General features: G+C 66.1%; 25 protein-coding genes. 19 read left to right on the top strand and 6 right to left on the bottom strand.

Going from position 1 to position 23846, the window contains the following annotated elements; all coding sequences use genetic code 11:
• The first annotated feature begins 217 nt into the window (after positions 1 to 217).
• Genes pyrR through M9921_06100 form a run of 4 tightly spaced genes read left to right on the top strand, consistent with a single transcriptional unit; the run spans position 218 to position 3823 of the window.
• Positions 218 to 754 carry a bifunctional pyr operon transcriptional regulator/uracil phosphoribosyltransferase PyrR gene (gene pyrR, locus M9921_06115; GenBank protein ID MCO5296415.1) on the top strand — a complete coding sequence of 179 codons (537 nt, stop codon included), beginning with the start codon at positions 218 to 220 and terminating at the stop codon, positions 752 to 754.
• Positions 754 to 1740 carry an aspartate carbamoyltransferase catalytic subunit gene (locus tag M9921_06110; GenBank protein MCO5296414.1) on the top strand — a complete coding sequence of 329 codons (987 nt, stop codon included), beginning with the start codon at positions 754 to 756 and terminating at the stop codon, positions 1738 to 1740. The genes pyrR and M9921_06110 overlap by 1 nt, the downstream gene beginning before the upstream one ends.
• A complete protein-coding gene (locus M9921_06105; GenBank protein ID MCO5296413.1) occupies positions 1737 to 3059 on the top strand; it encodes a dihydroorotase in 1323 nt (440 codons plus the stop codon). The genes M9921_06110 and M9921_06105 overlap by 4 nt, the downstream gene beginning before the upstream one ends.
• Positions 3060 to 3061: 2 nt before the next feature.
• Positions 3062 to 3823, top strand: coding sequence for a hypothetical protein (locus M9921_06100; GenBank protein ID MCO5296412.1), 762 nt, complete (start codon positions 3062 to 3064; stop codon positions 3821 to 3823).
• Here M9921_06100 and argB read toward each other — a convergent pair.
• The gene (argB, locus tag M9921_06095) at positions 3820 to 4677 is read right to left on the bottom strand and encodes an acetylglutamate kinase (protein MCO5296411.1); all 858 of its coding nucleotides are present in this window, start codon (positions 4675 to 4677) and stop codon (positions 3820 to 3822) included. The genes M9921_06100 and argB overlap by 4 nt on opposite strands.
• A gap of 103 nt (positions 4678 to 4780) precedes the next feature.
• On the opposite strand from argB, the gene lgt reads away from it, so the two are divergent.
• From lgt to M9921_06065, 6 genes are all read left to right on the top strand, one after another.
• Entirely contained in the window at positions 4781 to 5545 is a 765-nt protein-coding gene (gene lgt / locus M9921_06090) for a prolipoprotein diacylglyceryl transferase (GenBank protein ID MCO5296410.1), read from the top strand.
• Entirely contained in the window at positions 5542 to 6513 is a 972-nt protein-coding gene (locus M9921_06085) for a PfkB family carbohydrate kinase (protein ID MCO5296409.1), read from the top strand. The genes lgt and M9921_06085 overlap by 4 nt, the downstream gene beginning before the upstream one ends.
• Positions 6514 to 6586: 73 nt before the next feature.
• A complete protein-coding gene (locus M9921_06080; GenBank protein MCO5296408.1) occupies positions 6587 to 6871 on the top strand; it encodes a hypothetical protein in 285 nt (94 codons plus the stop codon).
• Between the two features lie 132 nt (positions 6872 to 7003).
• Positions 7004 to 7684, top strand: coding sequence for a 50S ribosomal protein L1 (gene rplA / locus M9921_06075; protein ID MCO5296407.1), 681 nt, complete (start codon positions 7004 to 7006; stop codon positions 7682 to 7684).
• Positions 7685 to 7755: 71 nt separating this feature from the next.
• A complete protein-coding gene (locus M9921_06070; protein ID MCO5296406.1) occupies positions 7756 to 9960 on the top strand; it encodes an ABC transporter ATP-binding protein/permease in 2205 nt (734 codons plus the stop codon).
• A complete protein-coding gene (locus M9921_06065; GenBank protein MCO5296405.1) occupies positions 9953 to 10624 on the top strand; it encodes an N-acetylmuramoyl-L-alanine amidase in 672 nt (223 codons plus the stop codon). Before M9921_06070 ends, M9921_06065 begins: the two co-directional genes overlap by 8 nt.
• Here M9921_06065 and M9921_06060 read toward each other — a convergent pair.
• Complete coding sequence (locus tag M9921_06060) at positions 10621 to 11034, bottom strand: thioredoxin family protein (GenBank protein MCO5296404.1); 414 nt, start codon at positions 11032 to 11034, stop codon at positions 10621 to 10623. The two genes, M9921_06065 and M9921_06060, sit on opposite strands and share 4 nt — an antisense overlap.
• 39 nt (positions 11035 to 11073) lie before the next feature.
• Here M9921_06060 and cysS point away from each other — a divergent pair, with 39 nt between their 5' ends.
• Positions 11074 to 12558 (top strand): cysteine--tRNA ligase, encoded by a 1485-nt coding sequence (gene cysS, locus M9921_06055; GenBank protein ID MCO5296403.1) that lies wholly within the window; start codon positions 11074 to 11076, stop codon positions 12556 to 12558.
• A 121-nt stretch (positions 12559 to 12679) separates the two neighbouring features.
• On the opposite strand, the gene lexA is transcribed toward cysS, so the two are convergent.
• Positions 12680 to 13309 (bottom strand): transcriptional repressor LexA, encoded by a 630-nt coding sequence (gene lexA / locus M9921_06050; protein ID MCO5296402.1) that lies wholly within the window; start codon positions 13307 to 13309, stop codon positions 12680 to 12682.
• A 139-nt stretch (positions 13310 to 13448) separates the two neighbouring features.
• On the opposite strand from lexA, the gene M9921_06045 reads away from it, so the two are divergent.
• From M9921_06045 to dapB, 6 genes are all read left to right on the top strand, one after another.
• A complete protein-coding gene (locus M9921_06045; protein MCO5296401.1) occupies positions 13449 to 15203 on the top strand; it encodes a SurA N-terminal domain-containing protein in 1755 nt (584 codons plus the stop codon).
• A 1-nt stretch (position 15204) separates the two neighbouring features.
• Positions 15205 to 15897: a 16S rRNA (cytidine(1402)-2'-O)-methyltransferase gene (gene rsmI, locus M9921_06040; protein ID MCO5296400.1), complete on the top strand. Its 693-nt coding sequence runs from the start codon at positions 15205 to 15207 to the stop codon at positions 15895 to 15897.
• 56 nt (positions 15898 to 15953) lie between these two features.
• Positions 15954 to 16898 (top strand): polysaccharide export protein, encoded by a 945-nt coding sequence (locus M9921_06035; protein ID MCO5296399.1) that lies wholly within the window; start codon positions 15954 to 15956, stop codon positions 16896 to 16898.
• Between the two features lie 72 nt (positions 16899 to 16970).
• Positions 16971 to 17399 (top strand): OsmC family protein, encoded by a 429-nt coding sequence (locus tag M9921_06030; protein MCO5296398.1) that lies wholly within the window; start codon positions 16971 to 16973, stop codon positions 17397 to 17399.
• Between the two features lie 5 nt (positions 17400 to 17404).
• Positions 17405 to 18040, top strand: a complete 636-nt coding sequence (locus tag M9921_06025; GenBank protein ID MCO5296397.1) for a hypothetical protein — start codon at positions 17405 to 17407, stop codon at positions 18038 to 18040.
• Positions 18037 to 18834, top strand: a complete 798-nt coding sequence (dapB, locus tag M9921_06020) for a 4-hydroxy-tetrahydrodipicolinate reductase (protein MCO5296396.1) — start codon at positions 18037 to 18039, stop codon at positions 18832 to 18834. The genes M9921_06025 and dapB overlap by 4 nt, the downstream gene beginning before the upstream one ends.
• Before the next feature lie 96 nt (positions 18835 to 18930).
• On the opposite strand, the gene M9921_06015 is transcribed toward dapB, so the two are convergent.
• Positions 18931 to 19383: an SRPBCC family protein gene (locus M9921_06015; protein ID MCO5296395.1), complete on the bottom strand. Its 453-nt coding sequence runs from the start codon at positions 19381 to 19383 to the stop codon at positions 18931 to 18933.
• A 161-nt stretch (positions 19384 to 19544) separates the two neighbouring features.
• Between M9921_06015 and M9921_06010 the strand changes: the two genes are divergently transcribed.
• Together M9921_06010 and M9921_06005 are read left to right on the top strand one after the other, a co-directional pair.
• Complete coding sequence (locus tag M9921_06010) at positions 19545 to 20510, top strand: PEP-CTERM sorting domain-containing protein (protein ID MCO5296394.1); 966 nt, start codon at positions 19545 to 19547, stop codon at positions 20508 to 20510.
• A gap of 97 nt (positions 20511 to 20607) precedes the next feature.
• Complete coding sequence (locus M9921_06005) at positions 20608 to 21252, top strand: hypothetical protein (GenBank protein MCO5296393.1); 645 nt, start codon at positions 20608 to 20610, stop codon at positions 21250 to 21252.
• Between the two features lie 4 nt (positions 21253 to 21256).
• On the opposite strand, the gene M9921_06000 is transcribed toward M9921_06005, so the two are convergent.
• Both M9921_06000 and M9921_05995 read right to left on the bottom strand, forming a co-directional pair.
• Positions 21257 to 22234 (bottom strand): hypothetical protein, encoded by a 978-nt coding sequence (locus M9921_06000; protein ID MCO5296392.1) that lies wholly within the window; start codon positions 22232 to 22234, stop codon positions 21257 to 21259.
• Positions 22227 to 23798: a hypothetical protein gene (locus M9921_05995; GenBank protein MCO5296391.1), complete on the bottom strand. Its 1572-nt coding sequence runs from the start codon at positions 23796 to 23798 to the stop codon at positions 22227 to 22229. The genes M9921_06000 and M9921_05995 overlap by 8 nt, the downstream gene beginning before the upstream one ends.
• Positions 23799 to 23846: the final 48 nt, after the last annotated feature.

Genomic DNA, 23846 nt, shown 5'->3' with positions numbered 1-23846 from the left:
AGTAGATTTGTCGGCACCCAACGACGCGAACTTGAGGAGAGACGCGAGGTTTTCAGGGAACATGGCGTCCCCATGGGCCCCGCCATCCCCTCCAGGGCTGATTCCAGCCGTGCGGGCGGCCGCCCTTGCGAACGTTGCCGGGTTTCTTCGAAGCCGCGTCGCGAAAGGGTCCCCGCCCCCACCCTCTTTTTCGGCGCGAACGGCCATAATGGGCGCGATGGGGACCGTGCTGCTCGACGCCGGGGATATGCGCCGCACGCTCGGCCGCATGGCTCATGAGATCCTTGAGGCCAACGGCGGCGCCGAGGGGCTCGTCGTGGTGGGCGTGATGCGCCGCGGATGGCCCGTGGCCAAGCGCCTGGCCTTCGTGATGACCCAGATCGAGGGAACGACCGTGCCGTGCGGGAAGCTCGACGTCGGGGCGTTTCGGGACGATCGCCCGGCGGCGGAGAACGACGAGACCGAGATTCCGTTCGAGGTCAACGGCAAGCGCGTGATCTTGGTGGACGAAGTGATCTACACGGGCCGCACGGCCAGGGCCGCGCTCGACGCCTTGATGCGGTTCGGCCGGCCCAGCAGCGTGCAGATGGCCGTGCTCGTCGATCGGGGCCACCGCGAGCTGCCGATCCAACCCGACTACTGTGGCCGCAGCGTGGCCACCCGGCGGGACGACCACATCATCGTCAAGGTGCACGAGTACGACGGGGAGGATGCGGTAGTGTTGAACCACGCTGACGGGGAGGGAGTCGACTGATGGGCCGCAACCTGCTTGCCATCCGACATCTTGAGAAATCGGACATTGAAACGCTGCTGGAGCGGGGCGCCGAGTTCAAACGCGCCGTCGTTGCCGGGAAGAAACTCCCCCAGCTCGGCCAGTACGTGGTGGGCATGCTCTTCTTCGAGGGATCGACCCGGACCCGCGTTTCGTTCGAACAGGCCGCCCACTACCTCGGGCTGAAGACCGCGAACTTCGGCGCCGCCGGCAGTTCGATGGGAAAAGGGGAGACGTTCAAGGACACGATCCTCACGCTCCGCTACGAACGGCTCAACGCCTTGGTGATCCGCCACCGCTCGAGCGGAACCCCCATCCTCGCCGCGCGCTATTTCGGCGCCCCGGTGCTGAACGCCGGCGACGGCCAGCACGAACATCCGACCCAGGCGCTGGGCGACGCGCTCACGATCCTCGAAAGGAAAGGCTCCCTGAAGGGGCTCACCGTCGCGATCGTCGGCGACGTGGAACACTCGCGGGTCGCCCGATCGAACGCCTGGCTCCTCCACAAGATGGGCGCCTCGGTTCGGTTCGTCGGACCGCGCACGTTGATGCCCAGTCACACGTCGATGCTGCCGGGCAGCGTCTACTACGACCTTGAGAACGGGGTCGCCGACGCCGACGTGATCATCTGCCTGCGGCTTCAGCGCGAACGTATGTCCGAGGGACTGGTGAGCTCGAGCGGCGAGTACGCCAAGCTGTACCAGATCAACCGCGATACGCTCCGGTTCGCCAAGGACGACTGCCTGGTCATGCACCCCGGACCGCTCAACCGCGGCGTTGAGGTCGACGACACGGCGGCCGATTTCGACCGCTCGGCGATCACCGACCAGATCGGCAACGGCATCTTCGTGCGCATGGCGGCCCTTCACTGGGTGTTCACCGAGGAGCCGCCCAAGCCCAAGGCGCCCGCCAAACCCAAAGCCAGGCCCAAACGGCGGCCGGCACCCAAAACGAAGGCGAACGTATGAAGATTCTCCTCAAGAACGGTCGAATCCTCGACCCCTCGCAGGACCTCGATTTCGTCGGCAGCCTCGTCATCGAGGACGATCAGATCGTCGAGTACGGGGAGACCGTGGACGAGACCGACGTCGACGACCTCTTCGACTGCACGGGCTACTGGATCACACCCGGACTGGTCGATCCCCACTGCCACCTGCGCGAACCGGGCGGCGAGCACAAGGAAACCATCGTGACCGGAACGCAGTCCGCGGCGGCCGGAGGGTTCACGACCGTGTGCTGCATGCCCAACACGAACCCGCCTCTCGACAATCCGGCGTTGATCGACTTCCTGCTCGATCGAGCGGCCTCGCCCGAGGCCGGCGGCGTTTTCGTGGCGCCCGTGGGCGCGCTGACCAAGGGGATGCGGGGCGAGGAGCTGGCCGACCTGGCCGCCCTGAAGAGTGCGGGCATCGTCGCGGCGAGCGATGAGGGCTTCCCGATCCAAGACGCTCTGGTCATGACCAAGGCGATGGAGTTCTGCGTCCAGCTCGACCTGCCGGTCCTCGCCCACTGCGAAGACGCCAACCTCGCGCGGCACGGCAGCATGAACGAGGGCGCCATGAGCGCGATGCTCGGCCTCAAGGGCGTCCCGCGCACGGCGGAGGACATCGCCGTGATGCGCAACTGCCTCCTGTCGCTGAACACGGGATGCGAGCTGCACATCATGCGGGTAAGCACGTGGAGTTCCGTCGAGATGATTCGGCAGGCGAAGTATCTCGGCGCCCCGGTCACCTGCGAGGTCGTTCCCCAGCATTTCATCTTCACCGAAGAGGACGTCGCCGAATTCGACAGCCACTTCAAGATGCAGCCGCCCCTGCGCACGCAGGTGGACGTGGACATCATCCTCCAGGCGATCGCCGACGGCACCATCGACTGCATCGCGAGCGACCACTCGCCCCACGCAAGCCACGAGGTCCATGCGCCGTTCGACGACGCGCCCTTCGGCATGGTCGGCTTCGAAAGCGTGCTCGCCGCGACCCTTACGCACCTCACCCACAACGGCATCCTCTCGCCGCTCGAGACCGTTCGGAAGCTCAGCACGGCGCCCGCGAAGATCCTTCGACTCGACGGCGGCTCCCTCAAGCCCGGAGAGACGCCGGTCGCCCAGGTCACGGTGATCGACCCCGAGCTGGAGTGGACTTTCGACGTCGCCAAGACGTTCAGCAAGGGCAAGAACACGGCGTTCAACGGCATGCCGTTCAAGGGCAAGGCGCTCCTCACGTTCTGCGGCAGCGAGATCTACCGCGACGCCCATTTCGACGGCGGCCGCCTCCAGATGGTGGGCTGAACTTGCGCTGGCTCGCGGCGCTCTGCCTCGTCGTCGCCGCGGGGTGCCAGGTGGACACTCCGCCGGACCCCAACGATCCCACGCAGGTCGGCATCCTGCAGCCCGAGGTGCTCCGCCGAAACCTCAAAACCGCCTCCGACGCCACGATGGTGCGGGTGGAAAAGGGGGAGATCACCGAGCAGGAGGGGTTGAAGCGGATCCAGCAGTACGCCGAAGACACGATCGGCACGATCGATCTCGACCACATCCCCGTGGACAAGGCTTGGGAGTACGCGGAGGTGTTTCTCGCCGCGAAGAACTGGCCGCTGGCGCGCGCCGCCCTGCTTGTGGCGATCCAGCACCCCGCATCGGAAGACCGCCGAGTCAACGACCGCTTGCGCCTAGCCTCGGCGGAAGCGCATCTCGGCCACATTCCCGAGGCGATCGCAGCCGCTCGCTCCGTGTTCGACACGCCCGACGAGCAGGCCGCGCCCATCCTCCTTGCGGTCCTTTACGAGATCGTTCCGCCCGCCAAGGGCCACGGATTCGATGCGGAGCTGGCTCAGCTCCTCGAGGACGCCATCACCCAGCACCTCCGGGTCCGCGTGGACCGCCGATCCGAGCCCGGGCAGGCCTTCCTCATAGCCCGGCCGTTCCATCTGGCCAGGGCGTGGTCGGAGATCGTGCGGCTCTACGAAGCCGCGGGAAAGCCGGAGCTTGCGGAAACCGCGAAGGAGCGGGGCAACGCCATGCTGCGCAAGTACAGCCCGCGGGGCAACCGCTAGCGTCGGTCGCGCTCCATCATCGTGCCGATCCCCTCGTCCGTGAACACCTCGATCAGCAACGAGTTGGGCCGCCCGCCGTTGAGGAAGTGCACGCGGGGGACGCCCTCGTCCAACGCGTGAAGGGCCGCCTCGAGCTTGGGGATCATCCCCGCGTCCGCGCTGCCGTCCGCGATCATCGCGCGGGCGCGCTCGGGGGTCAGCCGACTGATGAGACTGGTCGGATCTTGGCGCGCCGCGAGCACCCCGTCGGTTTCGGTCAGCAGAATCAGCTTTCCCGCGTGGATCGCGCCCGCCAGCGCCGCCGCCGCGCTGTCCGCGTTGACGTTGAGGCTCTCGCCCTGGGTGTCCGAGGCGACCGAGCACACGATCGGGACGAAGCCTGCGTCCAACGCCATCTCGATCGCGCGCGTGTCCACCCCGATCACCTCGCCGACGCGCCCCAGGGACTCGGAGATGGGTTCGGCGGTCAACAGCCCCCCGTCCCGGCCGGAGAGCCCGATCGCGAGCCCGCCCGCCTTCTGCACCTCGGCGACCAGTTGCTTGTTCGTGCGGGCGAGCGCCATCTCCACCACGGCCATCGTGTCGGCGTCGGTGACGCGCAGACCGTTTTCAACGCGCTTCGCGATCCCCAGACGCTCGAGCCAACGATCGATTTCGGGGCCGCCCCCGTGGATCAGCACGGCGCGGATCCCCACGAGCTGCAGCAGCAGCACGTTGCGGATCACGCCGTGCAGCACGGCCGGGTCGCGCATCGCGTTGCCCCCGTACTTGATCACGAACGTCTGGCCGCGGAACTGCTGGATGTACGGGAGCGCCTGGTTCAGCACCTCGGCCTGGAGCGACGCGTCGATCATGCGACCCTTTTACCCTTGTCGGGCACCCCGCCCCCGGGCACCTCACCCTTTGAGAACGTCCCAGGGCGCCCTCGGCGTAGGTAGAATCGCCCCGAACTCCCCCATGCACCCCGTCCTTTTCGAGATCTTTGGCTTCAAAGTCCACAGCTTTGGACTGCTGATGCTCGTCGCCTTCGTGACGGCGCTCTGGTTCGCGCGGTCCCGCGCGCGGCGGTTCGGATTCGAACCGGACGAGGTGTCGGACATCGCTTTCTGGGCACTCATCGCGGGCGTGCTCGGCGCGCGCATCGCGTTCATCGTCCAGGAGATTCCGTTCTACAGCCAGCACCCGGAGAAGCTCCTGAGCCTCCAGTTCGAGGGACTCACCAGCTTTGGCGGACTGATCTTCGGGTTTCTGGCGATCGTGGTGGGCTGCTGGCGCCGCAAGAAGCCGGTCCTCGCGTTCCTCGACCTCGCCGGCGGCCCCATGCTCGTCGGCCACGCGATCGGCCGCGTGGGGTGTCTGTTGAACGGATGCTGCTACGGCGGCGTGTGCGACCTCCCCTGGGCGATCTCGATCGAGGGGCTGCCCGGCCTCTACCATCCCGCCCAGATCTACGATTCGTTCATGAACCTTGCTGGCCTGGCCGTGCTCCTCCTGGTCGAGCGCCGGGGTCTCGTCCGCGGCCGCAGCTTCGGCGTCTTTCTGGTGGTGCACGGCCTCGCGCGCTTTGTGTACGAGTTCTGGCGGGCGGGCACCACGTCGACGACGATCGGCCGCAGTCCGCTCACCGAGGGCCACGTCGCCGCCCTGGTCTTGGTAGTCCTTGGCATCGCCGTGCTGGTGCGCGCGCGAAAGCCCGTGCCGGCGGGGGAACCCACGGCGTGAGCGCCGGACTCCTCGGGCGCCTGGTTGGCATCCGGGCCGTCGTGCTCGGCGACCTCATGCTCGACGAGTATCTCTTCGGCTCGGCCACGCGCATCAGTCCGGAAGCGCCGGTGATGGTCGTGCGCCAGGAGCGCACCGCCCACGTTCCGGGCGGCGCGGCCAACGTCGCGCGGAACATCGTCGCGCTGGGCGGCCGCGCCTCCATCCTCGGGGTGGCGGGGGACGACGAGCCGGCCGACCGTCTGGCCAGCGAGCTGGAGTCGGAGGGCATCGAGGCCCGCGGGATCGTGAGGGACGGAACAAGAACCACGACGCGCAAGACGCGCGTCGTGGCCGACCACTCGCACCAGGTGCTGCGCATCGACCACGAGGACGACGCTCCGGTCTCGGCGGCGATCGAAGCGCGGCTGAGATCCGAGGTGGACGCCCACCTTCCCGAGGCGGACGTACTGGTGCTGAGCGACTACCTGAAGGGAGCGCTCACGCCGTCGGTCGCCGAGCACGCGGTGCGGACGGCCCGGGCGACCGGCGTTCCCGTGATCGTGAACCCAAAACCCCGGTCGCTGGCGCAGTACGCGGGAGCGACCCTGGTGAGCTTGAACCGCGCCGAGGTCACCGGCGCCCTCGATCTGTGGAAACCGCTCGAAGACGCCGACGCCGAAGAGGCGGGGCGGGCGCTGCGCGCACGGCTCGGCGTGGACGTGCTGCTGGTGACCCTGGGCGAAAGCGGGCTCCTCGCAGTCGGTGGCGAGACGTTGCGCGTCCGCGCGCCGCGCGTCGAGGTGTACGACACCGCGGGAGCGGGCGACACCGTCATCGCGGCCGTGGCGCTCGGGTGGGCGGCCGTCGGCTTCCGGGCCGAAGTCTTCGAACTCGCAGCCCAGGCGGCGGCGCGGGTCGTGCAGCACGTGGGGGTCGCGGTCCCCACCGCCGAAGATCTCGCGGCCTTGCGCGGGGCCCCCCGCTGAGGCGGGGTATCCTTTACGGGCTCGGAATACGGCCTCCTGCGGCCGATGCCGCGCACCCAAGGACCAGAAGTTTATGCGAATCAAGAACAAAGAGATCCGCCAGCGGCGCCACCGCAAGGAAAAGCGCGTCAAGGAGATCCTGAAGGACCTCCGCGCCAAGTACGAGGGCAAGGAGAAGGCGGCCCCCGCGCCGGCCCCTGAAAAGCCGGCCGCCAAGAAGAAGGCCGCGCCCAAGCCCAAGGCCGAAGCCGCCGAAAAGGTACCGGCGGAAAAGAAGCCTGCTGCGGCGAAGAAGCCCGCGGCCAAAAAGGCGCCCGCCAAGAAGAAGGCCGCTGCCCCGGCAGAAGAAGAGGCCTAGCTCGTCGTCGCTCTCGCCGAAACCGGTCGAGAGCCCATCTCGTGGGAGGCAAGGCCCCGTGCCGAGCCGCCTGCACCACAGGAGAAACCGTTGAGACAGAACGTCAAGAAGAAACCCCACTCGCCACGCTACGTGGCCATCGCCGAAAAAGTCGATCGAGACGCCCTCCACGACGTCGAGGCCGCGATCAAGCTGCTCAAAGAGAGCGCGAACGCCAAGTTCCCCGAAAGCGTCGACCTGGCGGTTCGCCTCGGCATCGACCCGAAGAAGGGCGACCAGAACGTGCGCGGCATCACGAGCCTTCCGCACGGCACGGGCAAGACCAAGCGTGTGGCCGTGCTCGCCAAGGGCGACCACCAGAAGGAGGCCGAAGAGGCCGGAGCCGACGTCGTCGGGGACGAGGATCTGATCACGAAGATCCAGAACGGATTCCGCGACTTCGACGTGATCCTCGCGACGGAGGAGATGGCGCCCCAGATCGGCAAGATCGGCCGCATGCTCGGCCCCCGAACGCCCAACAAGCGCAACGGGACCGTGACGAACAACGTGGGCAGCGCCGTCGCCGAGATCAAGGGAGCCACGCGCCTCGAGTACCGCGCCGACAAAGCGGGCGTCGTCCACCTGGGAATCGGCAAGGTCTCCTTTACCGAGGAGCAGATTGCGGAGAACTTCGCGGCCGCGCTCGACGCGCTGATCAAGGCCAAGCCCGCGTCTGCGAAGGGCCGCTACCTGCGAAGCGTGACGCTGAGCAGCACCATGGGACCCGGCATCAAGGTCGATCCCCTCCTAGCGGCCAAGGCCGCCAAGCACTAACGAGGCATCGCCCGCCGATCGCGGCGGGCGAACCCCTTCCAGCCTCCCTCGATACGCCACAATAGGGACTCATGGCTGGGCTCGTGCCGCACGCAATCGATCTTCCCGCCACGGAAGCACACCAATTCACGACCGAGAGCGATCTCACGCTCGACGGCAGGCTGGGCGACGCGTGCCTGGTGGTCACCGATCTCCACGCCTACCGCTACGAAAAGACCCCCCTCGGGTTCGAGTGCGTGGGCAAGTGGCCGATCTCGGAGATTCGAGACCCCCGGCTCGAAGATCTGGTCGACGCGGTCGCGGTCCTCGCGACGGTGGGCGGTGCGCACGTCGAACTGCTGCGGGCCAGCAGCGCCCGATCTCTCCAGATCGCCGGCGCGGTCAAGCGGCTCGAGGCGATGGCCAAGGGCGAGCCCGTGCCCGAGCTCGAAGACCGGGTCCGCCGCTGCCCGAAATGCAACCGCCCCCTTCCGGAGGACAGCGATCTGTGCCTCGGGTGCCTCAACAAGGGCAAGACCCTTCTCCGTCTCTTCGAATTCACGCGGGAGTACCGTCTCCGGCTGGTTTGGGGCACGCTGCTGATCCTGGCGGGCACCACGGCGGAGTTGCTGCCTCCGTTCCTGACCCTGCACCTGGTCGACGACGTCCTCGTGAAGGGGAACACGCGGCTCTTCGGCTGGCTCATGGCCGCCCTCATCGGGTCGCGCGTCTTGATCATGCTGGTGCAGATCGCTCGGAGCCGGAACGTGGCGTTCCTCAGCCGCGGCGTGGCCGTGAACATCCGGACCCGGCTGTTCAACAAGCTTCAACAGCTCTCGCTCGCGTTCTACGACAAGCGCAACGTCGGTTCGATCATGTCGCGCATGACCAACGACACGGGCGCCTTGTACGACGTGCTCGTCGACGGCGTGCCGATCACGGTCAACCAGGCGGCGCTGCTTTTGGGGATCCCCGTCGCGATGTTGATCGTGAACTGGAAGATCGCCGTGTTTGCCTTGATTCCTCTGCCCTTCGTGCTGTTTGCCGTGAACCGGTTCCGGCGGAAGATGATGCGCGTGTGGAGCCGCTTCTGGCACTCCTGGGCGCGCATGAGCAGCACCCTGAACGGCGTGCTGCAGGGCACACGCGTGGTGAAGGCGTTCCACGGCGAGACGTTCGAGGAGCAGAAGTTCGAGCGCCGCGTCACCGACGTCGCCCATACGGGCTACGTCGCCGAAGTCGGGTGGTCCAACTTCTTTCCGGTCGTCGTGTTCACCATGAGCCTGTCGACGTTCGTCGTCTGGTGGTTCGGCGGTCAGGCCGTGCTCGCCAAAACGATGACCCTCGGGCAGCTCACGGCCTTCATCGGCTACGTGGCCATGCTGAGCCAGCCTCTCATGATGCTGCAGCGAGTGATCGACTGGACCAGCCGCTCCCTCACCGCCGCCGAGCGCGTCTTCGAGATTCTCGACATGCCGCTCGACATCGAGGACAGCCCGCACGCCGAGGCAATGCCAGAGATGAAGGGCCACGTGAAGTTCACCGACGTGCACTTCGGCTACGAACGCGCCCGGGAGATCGTCCACGGGATCGACCTCGAGGTGCAGCCAGGCGAGATCATCGGCCTCGTCGGACACAGCGGCGCGGGCAAGTCGACGATGATCAACCTCCTGCTCCGGTTCTACGACCCCACGCAGGGCCGCATCGAGGTCGACGGGGTGGACCTGCGCAACATCAAACTGGACGACTACCGTCGCCAAGTCGGGGTCGTCCTGCAGGAATCGTATCTGTTTCCCGGCTCAATCCGACACAATATCGCCTACGGTCGGCCGGAAGCGACGATCGAGGAGGTCATGGAGGCGGCCAAGGCGGCGAACGCCCACCACTTCATCGTCAACTTCCCCGACGGCTACGACACCTACGTGGGTGAACGCGGCCATCGCCTCAGCGGAGGCGAACGCCAGCGCATCGCCATCGCTCGGGCGATCCTCCACAACCCCAAGGTGCTGATCCTCGACGAAGCCACGGCCAGCGTAGACACCGAGACCGAACGGATGATCCAGGAGGGGCTGGAGCGGCTGGTGAGCGGACGCACGGTGTTCGCGATCGCCCACCGGCTCAGCACCCTGCGCAACGCCAACCGGCTGATCGTGATGGAGGAGGGCCGGATCGCGGAGACCGGCACCCACGAAGAGCTGCTCGCCAAGGATCAGGGGATCTACGCGAGGCTGGTGGCCATGCAGACCGAGATGAACAGCGTCCAGCAGGGATTCCTCGTGGAGGCGCCCGATGCGTAAGCGGATCGTGCTGGCGTTCGCCGCGTGGGCGCTCGGCATGGGGCTCGCCGCCGCGCCCGTGCGGCCCAAGACCGTCTGCATCGACCCCGGCCATCCCTCCGAAAACGGATCGGGCGCCCGCGGCAAGACGTTGACCGAGGTCGGGGTGGCGTGGAGCGTCGCGGTGCTGGTGCGCGACAAGCTGGAACGTGCGGGCGTGCGCGTCGTGATGACCAAGCAGTCGGTGGACGAGAAGGTCACCAACCAACGCCGGGCCGAGATCGCCAACAAGGCGCGCGCCGACGTGATGCTTCGGCTGCACTGCGATGCGGGGGCGACTCGCGGGTTTGCGGTGTACTACCCGGACAAGGTCGGCACGGTCGGCGGGGCGACCGGACCGTCGAAGGCCGTCCGCGAGACCAGCGCAACGCTTGCGAAAACCTTCCATACCGAACTGGCTGCGCGCTTGAAGGGCTCGCTTCCCGACCGGGGCCTGCATACCGACGGTGCCACCTTGATCGGCGGAAAGCAGGGGGCGCTCACCGGCTCGATCTACTCGGAGGTGCCCGTGCTCCTCGTGGAGATGTTGGTCATCACCAACGCGGAAGACGAGGCGTTCGCCAAGTCGCCCAAGGGGCTGGAAACCCTGAGCGAAGCCCTGGCGCAGGCCGTCCTCCGCCTCTAGCGACCACCCACCGGCTTGGGCAGCGCCTTCACGTCTTCAAGCCACTCAGAAGGCGGGCGCGATCCGACGAGCCGCCCGATCTCCTTCCCGGCTCGATCGGTGAACACGACCGTGGGGAACGCCGCGACGCCGCGCGCCTTCGCCAGCTCGGGTTGTTGGTCCCGCTCGACGCGCACGCAGTGCCAAGCACGCGACGCCCGCACCACCTTCGCATCCCCAAACGTGGCTTGCTCGAACTTCGCGGACACGGGCGAGGGGTCGAGGAACAGGATCATCACCGGACGCCGCGTGCGCCTGGCCGAGCGCATCGCCGCGTCCAGGGAGCGCTCCCAGCGAATGCCCGCGGGCGCCGCGGCCATCACGAGAAGGGCTGCGACAAGCCCGGCTGAAAGAAGACTCCATCGGCGCATCGTTCGTCCCCCACCGTACCCGCACGGTAAGATTCGCCTGTGCAGCCGCGCGCTTTTCGCCTCTACGACACCCTGACTCGCAAGGTCAAAGACCTCGAGCTGGCCGAGCCCGGCCACCTTCGGTTCTACTCGTGCGGCCCCACGGTGTACAGCTACGCGCACATCGGCAACTTCCGTACGTTCCTCTCCGGCGACCTCGTGGTCCGCACGGCCCAGGCCTTGGGCTGGCGCGTCAGCTACGTCACCAACATCACGGACGTCGGCCACCTCACCGACGACGACATGGCCGACGCCTCGGGCGAAGACAAGATGGCGAAGGGCCTGCGCTCCAAGGAGGGCGAGCAGTTCCAGAACGTGTGGGAGCTGGCCGATCACTATGCCGACGCCTTCAAGCAGGATTGGTCTCGGCTGAACCTGCAGCGGCCGTTGGTTTGGCCCAGGGCCACGCAGCACATGCGGGACCAGATCCTCGCCATCCAGAAGCTGATCGAGCAGGGACACGCGTACGAAACGCCGACGGGCGTGTACTTCTCCGTTCCCAGCTTCGAGGGGTACGGCAAGCTGTCGGGCAATCGCGACCAGGAGCAGCTTTATCGAGCCGTGCGCAACGTGGTGACGGACGAGAACAAGCGGTACCCCGCGGACTTCGCCCTGTGGAAGAAGGACGACAAGCACCTGATGCAGTGGTACAGCCCGTGGGGATGGGGCTTCCCGGGCTGGCACATCGAGTGCAGCGTGATGTCGATGGAGTATCTGGGGACGACGCTCGACCTGCACGCGGGCGGCGAGGACCTGATCTTTCCGCACCACGAATGCGAGATCGCCCAATCCGAATCGCTGACCGGCAAGCCGTTCGCCACGCACTGGATGCACACGCGATTCCTCCTCGTCGACGGAGAGAAGATGTCGAAGAGCCAAGGCAATTTCTACACGGTGCGGCAGTTGCTCGAGGAGCACGACGCCGACCCCCTGGCGCTGCGTTACGCGCTGATCTCAGGGGTCTACAGCAAACCGCTGAACTTCACGCTGCAGACCCTGCGCGACGCGACGCAGAACGTGGACCGGTTCCGCACGTGCGAGGAGGCCGCCAAGAAGGCGGTGGAAGGCGCCAACCCCGGCGAAGACCGGGTGGGGGCGACGCTCGACGACCTTTACGATCAGGCGCTGGACGCGATGGCCAACGACCTGAACACTTCGATCGCGCTCGCCAAGGCGTTGGAGGGCACCCGGGTGATCCTCCGCGAAGGGGACGCGCTCAGCGCGGCTTCGGCCGAAGCGGCGATGCGGTTTCTCGACCGCATCAACGCGCTTCTGGGAATCGTGCGCCACGAGGAGCCCCAAGGCGAGGAGACCCGCGGGCCGGTGGTGGACGAGGCCTGGGTAAAGGCGAAGATCGAAGAGCGCGCCGCGGCGAAGTCGGCCAAGGACTTCGCACTCGCGGACGCGATCCGGAACGAGATCGAAGCGGCCGGCGTCGAGTTGCGCGACACCCCCGAGGGCACGGTCTGGCGCACCCTGCGGTAGCCCCCGCTGGACGGCATGGCAAGAGCAATCAACGGGTGCCACGCCCGCTGGACGGCAAGAGCAACAAACGGGTGCCACGCCCGCTGGACGGGCGTGCAGGCGCGCCGCTCTGGTGTAAGACCTAGAAAGCCATGCCCCCGTAGTCGCGGATCACCCCCACGACCCGGCCGATGATCGCAGCGTTCTCCTGCTCGACGGAAATGGGTTCGTAGGCGGGGTTGCTGGACATCAGCTTGACGCCGCGCGGGTCCAGGTTGAGGCGCTTGACCGTGGCCTCGTCGCCCAACCTCACCGCGACCAAGTCCCCGTGATTGGCGGTCTCCTGCGGTTTGACGATCACGAGGTCTCGGGGCATGATGCCCTCGCCGGTCATGGAGTCGCCGCGCACCCGCAAGAGGAACGCGTTGCGGATGTTGCGGACCATTTCGGCGGGAACGGGGATCATCGCTTCGGCATGCTCGATCATCTCGATCGGCTGCCCTGCGGCGATCGACCCGAGCAGGGGGAGCATCACCGCCGTGTTCGTCTGCTGGTACTGCGGGTGGACGACTTTGATCGAGCGCGGGGTGTTGGCGCGCGTGATGAACCCCTTGCGTTCGAGCGCGTCCAGGTGCACCGTCACGCCGCGCAACGAGCCGATTTCGAAGTGCGCCCCGATCTCTCGGATCGAGGGTGGATACCCCTCCGTGTTCAAATAGTCGACGACGAACTGCAGAATCGCCTGTTGCCGAGCCGTCAATCCCTTAGCCATTGGACTCCCTCCCGCCTCTTTGGGTAGACAGAGTATACGCCGTATTTGTCTACCTGTCAACCCGACACACGACGTCCTTCAAACAGGGCTCGGGAGGGCACTGTGCCATACTTGTTGATTCCCGTTAAGGAACAAAGCCGTGTCGATCAGTACAATTCGCAACTTCCTCGAAAAGTCCGGGTGCGCGATGGTGGTTTCCATCGCCTTGGCGATCATGTTCGTCATCGGATTCCTCATGATTGCCAACCCGAACGCCGCGCGCGGGGGCGGCGGCGACTCGGCGCCCCTCTTGATCGCCCAGATCGGCAAGACGCCCGTCACCTTCGACGAAGTGGACGACCTGTCGCGGCAGCAGACGCAGCAGTACTTCGCACAGTTGGAGTCGGTGCCGCCGGAACTCGAGGCGAGCGTGCTGGGCGGCGTCCTCCGGCAGCTGATCAACCAGTCGCTCGTCATGGAGCTCGCGCAACGCGAAGGCGTGTCGCTCACCGACGACCAGATTCTCTCGATGGTCGCCATGCAGTTCGACCAGTCGGTGGCGTCGGAGAAAACCCGTCTGGTTTCCGAGGGAAAACTCAAGGCCGGAGCGACGGCGGCGGAAGTGGATGAAGCCTTCAAGAAGGAGGGCGGCCAAACGCTCGGCGAGATCCGCGCGAAGAACGAGGCCGACGTCAAGAAGATGCTCGCGGATCCCACGGGCCGCACCAACCTCGTCGCCTATTTCACGAACCAGGCGCTGGTCAACGAGTACAAGAAGCAGTCGATGCCGACCGACGAGCAGCTCAAGAAGAGCTTCGACACGCTCACGGTCAAGCGCATCGTGTTCAACGGCCTCAAGGGCGACCCGATGGCGGAAGCCAAGAAGGTCGCCGACGAGATCAAGGGCGGGCTCTCGTTCGAACAGGCGATCGACCGCCACTCGACTGAAACGCCCACAGAAGGCAAGAAGCTGAGCGAATCCACGACAAGCCTCACCGTGGGCAGCATCGAGGGCCTTCCCGACTACCAGCCCGTACTCGCGCTGAAGCCGGGCGAGGTGAGCGCGCCGATCGCCAGCGGAGCCGGGGCGATCATCTACAAGCTGGTGGAGCGCAAGAACGTCCTTCCCCCCGATTTCGACAAGGAGAAGGCCCGCTACGCCGACGCGTACGCCACGCAGGCCGCGAACCGCAAGGTGACAGCCGCGGTGGACAAGCTCCGCGACGAGGGCTTGATCCAGTGGAAGAGCGAGGGTTACCACGTGCTCTACGACTTCGTGACGCTACTCGACCAGGGCGACCCGGCCACGCATGTCGACCAGTTCCGCGAACTGGAAGAGCGAGCCGCGGCGCTGGGAACGACCGGCGACCCTGCAGGCGCCAAACCTGCGGCCCTCGTGCGCTACCTCGCCCTGCAACGGTTGCCGGCGGGAACCACCGAAGAGGAGAAGGACACCCTCGCCGAAAAGAAGCTCGAAGCGATCGGCAACCTCCTCCTCAGCTCCGAGAACGCCGAGCTTCGCCTCCAAATGGTCGACCTCCTGATCGAGCGCAAGGATCCGCTGGCGGCCAAAGAGCTCCTCACCGCCGCCGAGAACAACACCAGTCCGACCGAGGTGGGCCAACGCACCTTCAGCGACGTGGGCGCGCGCCTGACGAAGCTCAAGGAGCAGAAACTCGGCACCCCCGAAGAGATCGCCGCCATCGAGAAGGAGTTGGAACGATGGCGCCAGGAGAAGAAGGAGTACGACCAGGGCCAGGAGGAGATGAAGAAGCTGGAGGAGCAGCAGCGCAAGGAGGCCGAGGCGGACGCCAAAGCCGAAGACGAGCGCGCAAAGAAGGTCAACCCCGTCGAGCGCGGGGCCACCCCCCCGCCATCCTCCGACTCCCTGTCCGGCGCCAAATCGGGGAACTGACGTGGAGGTCGGCCGGCTTTCCGTGGTGGCGACGCCCATCGGAAACCTGGCCGACCTTTCGCCCCGCGCCGAACAGGCGCTCCGAGACGCTTCCGTGTGGTTCGTCGAGGACACCCGGGTCAGCGGCAAGCTGCAGGCCCACCTGGGCGTCAAACGCCCCATGCGCGTTCTCAACGACCACAGCGGCGCGCCGGTCCTCGACCGTTACGCCGCCGAGCTGGCCGAGGGCGCCCACGCCGCCTTGCTGAGCGACGGGGGCGCTCCCGGCATCAGCGATCCGGGGGCGCTCTTGGTGGACCGGTGCCACGAGTCGGGCGTACCCGTGGAGGCCGTCCCCGGCCCCAGCGCCGTGGTCACGGCCCTGATGGCCTCCGGGTTCTTCGCCCAACGGTTCGCTTTCCTCGGGTTCCTTCCCCGCAAGCCCGGCCCCATGCGCTCCGAGCTCCTCCCCTTCGCGGACTCCCCGATGACCCTGGTGGCCTTCGAATCGCCCCATCGCCTCGAGAAGCTCCTCGACGCCGCGGCGGCCGCGTTGGGGGAGCGCCGGTACGCCGTCTGCCGCGAAATGACGAAAACGTTCGAGCAGTGCTGGAGGGCCCGGCTGCCCCGTATTCCTACCGGGGACGAAGTTCCGCGGAAGGGAGAGATGACGATCGTCTTTGAAGGAATCCGGCGAAGGGTGGGAGAATCTTAAGTGCCGTGGTACACTACGTCCACTCCAACGAGGGGCCTTTTGGGGCGGAAACTTAGATGAGGATCGAGATCACCAAGCTCGCTGCTAGCGCCGTGTGCGCCGTCTTGTGCATGATGGCGTCTCTGGCGGGAGCCCAAGACTCCACGTATCGGCTCAAACCGGACGACGTCATCCGGGTCCAGGTTTACAACGAACAGCAGATCAACGCGCAACTTCCCGTCGGTGTGGACGGCAACGTCAGCGTTCCGTTCGTTGGTCTGGTGCACGTCGAGGGCAAGACCACGCACGAAGTCGAAGACGAGCTGGTCGCCCAGTACCAGAACCGCCTGAAGCTGCGCGATCCCAAGGTTTCCGTCACCATCGAACGATTCCGGCCGGTCCGAGCGACCGTCGGCGGGTTCGTCGGGAGGCCGGGAGTCTACGAAATGCGTCCCGGGGACACGGTGCTCACCCTCCTGAACCAAGGCGGCGGCCCCGTGCCGGACCGAGCGGATCTGCGCCGAAGCACGATGCGTCGGGCCAACACGAGCGAGCTCATCCCCATCGATCTCTACTCGATGCTCATCCTCGGCGACACGTCGCAGAACTACCGGATCGAAGACGGCGACGAGCTGATCATCCCGGAGGAGACGCGCAACCGCGTGCTGGTCATGGGCACGATCGCCCAGCCAGGCACCTATCCCTACAAAGAGCCGATGAAGCTCGTGGATGCGATCTCCCTTGCCCGAGGCGAGGTGCCCAACCGCTCCAAGCTCAGCGAAGTGATGGTCGTGCGGGAATTGCCCGGGCAGCCCGGCAAGTATCTGAGAATTCAGGCGAATCTGGTCAATTTCGTGAAAAAGGGCGACGCGACCCAGAACATCACCCTGCTTCCGGGAGACCTGGTGTACGTCCCGTCTACGAAGACTCCGGATTGGCGCCAGATTTCGGACATCGCCGGAACGCTCTTCTACCTCGACCGGTTCTTCCGCGACAACCCGCTCGGACTCCGGTTCTTCTAGGGGACGGGAATCGGGAATCGGGAATCGGGAATCGGGAATCGGGAGTCGGGCTCTGGCGTGTATGCTCGGGCCATGGTCAAGGTGGATTGGATTGGCGGCATGGCGTTTCGCGCGACGGGCGACAGCGGGGGCAGCTTCACGATGGACAGCCTGCCTGAAACGGGCGGTCAAAGCCTCGGCGTCAGCCCGGTGGAAGCCCTATTGGCGTCCGCGGCGGCCTGCAGCGGCATGGACGTCGTCTCCATCTTGGTGAAGAAGCGCCAGAAGCTCACGAGCTACCGCCTCGAGGTCGAAGGCGTGCGCCCGTCTCCAGGAGAGTGGCCGCGCCCGTTCGAATCGATCACCTTGACGCACATCCTCGCGGGCGAAGATCTCGACCCGGTCGCGGTGGAGCGCGCGGTCGAGCTGAGCGATGAGAAGTACTGCACGGTCGTGACGACGTTGCGCCGCGCGCCGACGGTCACCTCGAAGTGGGAGATCGCGGACGACCCAGTACAATAACCAGTATGCCGCTCGCGCTTCTCGCGTCTCTGCTTCTGGCTCCCATCACCCTCGACTACGACGTCCAGCTCAACGGAACGAAAGCCGGGGAGGCCAAACTGGTCCAGGAGATTCGCAACGACGGGACGAAATCCACCGTGCTCGACGTCAAGTTCGAAGCCCCTGACGGGAGGCGGATCGAGACCCACACCGAAGGCGTCTACGATGTCGAGGGCAAGCCTCTCCGTCGCTCCCAGCGAACGCAGCTCAGCAACCCGTGGACGGTCCGGCTGGTGACCGCCACGTTCATGGAGGGAAGCGCGAACGTCGTGGTCTTCGAGAACGAGGGCCGCGTGGTCAAGAACATCCCCTTGGTGCGAACCGCCCCGACCAACGACCCGGTGGAGCAGTGGTTTCCCGCCTCGATTCCCGATCCTGGAACGGCCGTCAAGAGCTACGTCCTGAACCTCGAAACGCTGGTCTGGGATCTCGTCACCACGACGTACCGTGGCCCCGAAGAGATCACGATCGGCGGAAAGAAGCAGCCTGCCTACAAGGTCGATTCGGAGCAAGGCACGGTCTTTCTCGACGGCGACGGCCTCCCATGGATCGTCGACGCCCCCCCGCTGAAGCTGGTGCGCCGCACCGAGAGCCGCCCATGAGCGCCGTACGCGTCGCCATCGCGGGGGTCGCCGGACGGATGGGCCGAGAAGTTGCCCGCTCCCTCTCTGGCTCCAAAGAGTTTGAGGTCGTCGTTGCAGTGGATCGCGCCGCGGGAGGCACCTCTCTGCGCGAGCTCGTCGGTCCTTCCGCGCCCGACCTTGTGGTCGCCGAAAGGCTGGGCGAGGCCCTCGATGCGGTGCCCTGCGACGTGCTCGTCGAGTTCACCCATCCTTCGGCCGCCTTCGACCACGCGGAGTCCGCGTTGCGCCGAGGGGTCGCTCCGGTCGTCGGGACCTCGGGTCTCGACGACGCCAGCTTGCGCGAACTTGCCTTGATGTGCGAAGAGACCGGGACCCCCGCCATGGTGGTTCCCAACTTCGCCTTGGGCGCCGTGCTGATGATGCGCTTCGCCGAGATGGCTGCCCGCTGGATGCCGCACTGCGAAGTCATCGAGATGCACCACGACCGCAAGGCCGATGCACCCAGCGGAACCGCGCAACTGACCGCGTCTCGAATCGCCGCGGCCCGGAAGACGGCTCCCGCACTCCGCGAGGAGCTTCTCCACGTGGAAGGGGCTCGGGGGGGCACGGTGCAAGGCGTGCCGGTCCATTCGGTTCGACTGCCCGGGTTGGTCGCGCACCAGCTCGTGGTGTTCGGAGGCCAGGGCGAGACGCTGACCTTGCGCCACGACTCCCTCGACCGCAGCTCGTTCATGGAAGGGGTCGCCCTCTGCGTGCGCCGCGTCCGTTCGCTCCACGGGCTGGTGATCGGTCTCGACACCCTGTTGGACTAGAGAGTTCAGATTTGCCGGGGTCGAGGGACCACCCCCACGGGTGCCACGCCCGCTGGACGGGCGTGAGCTGGACGGGCAAGCGAAGGCCCCCGTCAATCAAGTGCGCCGTTGCAGCGCCGCCTGGGTGGCCTCCCTCCGGTAAGCGAACAACCGTTCGATATCGCGCCGGATGAAGAGCTGGTCGGCCAGCCAACCGAGCACGCCGAACGGCGGCTGGTAGGTGACCGTATCGCGCACCAGAGTTCGTCCCTCGAGAGCAACAAACTCGTGGACGTGCTGCCAGTGGGCAAAGGGCGAGTGCTCCGCCGTGTCCACGAAGCGATGGGGCGGGCGCACGTTCGAGATCCTCGCTTTCCACACGCCTGTCCAACCCCTTTCGCGGAAGCGGAAGACGTGAAGAGCCCCATCCACGACGTCCAGCGACTCGACGAGGGGCTCCAAGCGCCTGCCCGGAGGCGTCAGCAGTTCCAGTGCCCTGGCGGAGCTGTGGAAGTCCCAAACCTCCTCGATGGGGGCGTCGACCCAGAACTCGAACTTCAACGTGGGCACCGCTCAGGATGGCACCTGCTCTGCAGGCCACGCACCCACGCGAATCGGGGCGATCCCGTACTATTGCCGGGTCCAACCCCGGCATTATTGTCTATACTGGGTTCACCGATGCCGACTCGGATCCCCCGGGTTGGCCTACTGACCTGAACTGAGGAGATGGCATGAACAAAACCTACACCCCGATGGCGACCCTTGCGCTGATGGCCATGGCCGCGCTGGGTTCGGCACAGTTTTCCGACAACTTCGATGTCGACCACACCGCGAACTGGACCGTCAACCGGTCGGACAGCGACCCGACGAACAACGTCGCGAATATCTTCTTCGACTACAGCACGGTGGGCATTCCCTCCGCTCCCGGTTCGGGTGGCTCGACCCGCGGCCTGCTGCTCGCGGCCAACGTGCAAGCGGGCATTTTCGGTGGTTTGAGCGCCTCCCCGAACGGCTTTGCATTGCCCTCGGGCGACTACCGCGTCACCGCGCAGATGTGGCTGAACTTCATCGGCCCGGCCCCCGCGGGAGGAAGCGGCTCCACGCAGCTCGGCGGCATGGGCGTCGGCACGGCGGGAACCACGCCCCAGTGGCCGGGCGGCAGCCAGGATAGCGTGTGGTTCGCGGCGACCGGCGACGGCGGTTCGAGCGTGGACTGGCGGGCGTACTCCAGCGCGTCCGGAACGGGCTACCCCGACGGCGATCCGGTGTTCTTTGCGACCGGAACCGGCAACCGGAACAACACGCACCCCTACTACGCGAACTTCGGCAACGTGCCGATCCCCGCGTCCCAGGGCGCCCTGTTCGCGTCCCAGACCGGCAACACCAACGTCGGCAGCGCCGGGTTCATGTGGCGCACCTCGGTGATCGAGAAGACCGGCAACAACATCCTCTGGACCATCACGGACAACAACGGGGTGGCCACGCCGATCGCCCAGGTCGATGCCTCGACCGTCAACCTCGGGGGTTCGAACATCCTGCTGATGTCCTCGGACATCAACGCGACCAGCTCGAGCACGCAGCATGGCCTCACGTTCGCCCTATTCGACAACGTGACGGTGACCCCGGTGCCCGAGCCCGCCACGATGGCGGTCCTCGGCCTCGGCGCCGCCGCCCTCCTTCGCCGACGCCGCAAGTAAGCGCGGCCGAGACGCCCGCCTCGGACACGGTCCGGGGCGGGCGTTTTCGTTTGAGAGGCACGGACAAGGCCCCACCGCGTAAACTGAGGGGGTCGCCATGATCACTCTCCTTCTCGCCGCAGCAGCCCTTCACGCCCCCTTTGCCACGCCGCAAACCATCGAGCTGATCCCCACCGACGACGTCTGGGTCTATCCCCGCGCCGCGAACCAGGACAGCGACGAGTACCTGCGCGTTTGGGGCGGGGGAGATGTCAGCGTCGCCTCGGACGCCGTCGGTTCCGAGGATTTCGGCTACGCGTTCCTCAAGTTCGGCGTTGGGGACGTTCCGAAAGGCAAAACCCTCAAGACGGCCGTGCTCGTGCTCACGCACATTCCCGAACCCGCCTTCACGCTCGATGCCGCGAAGGCGTACCCGCTCGAGGTTCGCCCCATGCCCAACGGGTTCGGCGAGAAGACGTGGGACTACGCCCAGCTCTCCAAGTTCATGCCCGATGGCGGGAAGGACGCGGCGTTCGGCAAAGGCGCGCCCGAGAAGCTCGAGACGGACAAGGAGTTCCCCATTTCCATCGACCTCCTCAAGGGCCCGGGCAACTTCGCCAAGTACCTCGAGGCGGCCCAGAAATCGGGACCGATGGCGTTGGCCCTGACCAGCGCGATGAGCCCGGACGACGGCATCTACAAGTTCTACTCGAAGGACGGTCCCAAGGCGTTTCGCCCGGTGCTCCGCCTGACGTTCGAGTAAGACCCTAACCTTCCACTTCGAGAGTGGACTCGAGCGCGAGCGTCTTCTCCACAATCCCGTCCGCACGCAGGTCCGGGCGATGCACCGGCCATCTCGCGGCCGCGTGCAAAGCGAGGGGCGTCTGCTCGCGGAAGAACCGCCTCTCCCCCTCGCCTGCCGGGATCCAGCGCTCGAGAGTGGGGGTCACGTCGTCCAACCCCTCGATCGCCGCCGCCTCCCGCAGCCGTACCAAAAACCGGGCCAGGTTCCCCCGTGCGCGATCGTACAACTCGGGCGCGACGGGCTCCAGCGACTCGAAATTGGGAGCGGTTTGGCCGCCAAAGAACGCCCCATCCCAAAAGCTGGGGAAGCGGAACCGGGTGGGATGCCCGACGAACAGTCCGGTCCACGCCCCGGCACGCTCGCGCAGGGCGGCGAACACACGTTCCGCGGCCGCGGATGCCAAGTCGTCGTCTGCCCACTCGGCTTCCGACACGGAGACGTGCTGAGGAAAGGCCAGCACGCCGTTGAATCGATGCACCTGGTGCTCCGGCACCTGCGTCAGCGCATAGGCGTAGGCGGGGATCCCCAGCGCCTTCAGGGCATCGGTGATCTCCGGCGCCCACGTGTTGCCCGCCCCGCCCCAAAACGCGGGCGGCCTCCCGAAGGCGGACACAAAGGACTCGAAACCCGGCCGCTCCGCCTCCAGGGCCGCCTTACAGCCCTGTCCGAACGGCAGGTCCGCCAGCCTCTCCATCGTGGTCGGGTGGCGGGAGTGGGTATCGGTGTGCAGCCCCAGGCAGTGCTTGCGGAGCGCTTCCACCACGTCTTCTCGGCCCCGACGCAGCAGGACGCGGCACTTCTCGCCGGTCACGCAGAACGAGCCGCGGACCCTGGCGCGATCGAAGACCTCCGCCAACTCCAACGCGGCGTCGTCCGCCAACAGGTGAATGGGGTCCTCGACATCCATGAACACGGAGACGCAGGGACGCCTATTAGACATCGTCGAGACGCCTCGCAGAACCCGCCACCAACGATGCCGGCACATCCGGGACGGGCTCGCGGACCACGTTCTTCCCATGAAGGCGGCGACGACCCAAGGATACGCCCGCATAGTAGCCGACGACCGCGAACAAAGACGCATATTGAAGGAATCCGTACGCGATCTCCCACTGCGCGTCCGTTGGATGAGGGGCGACCGGGTCGATGATGAGGGGGCTAAGCCGGGCAGTCACGATCGCATAGATGGCGATCCACACGAGCCAGTGAAGGATGGGATCTGGGAACGTGTGCGTTGCGATCGCCAACAACACGAGGAGCACCGGCCGCGACCCGCCGCGGTGGTGGGCGGAGAGAAGCCCAAACCCCAGTCCCACAAACACAATCGAAGCGACGTGGAGACTTGTGAGGGGAAACAGCCCGGCGAGGACGTCCATGTGCGCAACGAAGTCGGGGTCGAAGAAACCACGCATCAGCCGGTAGCTCTCGATTTCAAGGGCGACCAAGAGCAGAATCCCAAGGCCGATCGCCGACCACCCGAAGAGGACGGTCCGGTCGGGCGAGCGCCATCGCCGGACCGGCACCCCGCGCTGGTCTGCCTCCGCAAGGATCGCATCGATCGCCGTCTCGCCGTCCTCATACCGCTTCGCATGCACTCCGAACGAGAACGGCACAAAGAACCGGGAGCGGTAAGCGATGATCGCCGATCGTGGGCGGCGGTCATGCTCCACCACGTCGATCGATCGAATTCGGTCCCATGGGGCAAAGAAGGGCCGGAACCGGAGAACCAAGAGGCTGACTCCACCCCGGTCGACGGTCAATTGCTCGTACCTTAGCCAAAGGATCAGCCCGACGCACACGACGAAGGGAACGACTCCCAGCATCGCAAACAAGACATCGACCCCCGCTGCGAGAAGCGCTGCCAAGGTCGATTCATCGCGAGCGAACGAGAAGATCGTAAGGAAGGCGAACGCTCCCCACACGCTGATGAGCACGGTCGCCAGGACCAAGGGACGGAGGCGACTCCAACCCGTGGTGGCGCGATCCCTCGAGGCGTAGCCGCGCTCCAGCTCGGGCTCCGCACCAAACCAGCTTCGGAAGTCCGGAGCCAGCGTGACTTTGGCGACAAGGAGCCATGGAACGAGCAACACGAGAAACGTTACGGCTGCATCGGCATAGGACGTCGCGTTCAACAAAATCATTCCGATCAGAGTGTCCGGAGCCCCTCCCATGAGGATGGCGTCGATGAGATCTCCTCGCGGAATGAGACTTGGCAGAAAGCCCAGACCCAGGGTCCAGAACACGAGTAACCAGGCGGGCGCACGTGGACTCCTTCGGAACCCGAACCGCAACGCCGTGACTCCTATCGCGAACAACACGAGAAAAGGCCAACTGTCGGGCCCGAAGTCCCATTCGGGGCTCCTTATGCCGAAGAGAACGGGGAGGATTCCCGGCTCCTCGAAGAACATAGGGATAAGGCCCAGCGGTTGAATCAGGCACGCGAGGGTCGCCACACCCGTCAGCGGGAGGAACCACACGAGGGACGCCGGGCGCCGCGCTTCATCCACGTCCCATCCTAACACCAATGGCCCCTGCCTTCGCGGTAAAGTCAAAGC

This window comes from Fimbriimonadaceae bacterium (genome assembly GCA_023957775.1).
GTDB lineage: Bacteria > Armatimonadota > Fimbriimonadia > Fimbriimonadales > Fimbriimonadaceae > JAMLGR01.
Note: the sequence above shows the minus strand (reverse complement) of the source record. Positions and strands in the feature narration are given on the sequence as shown.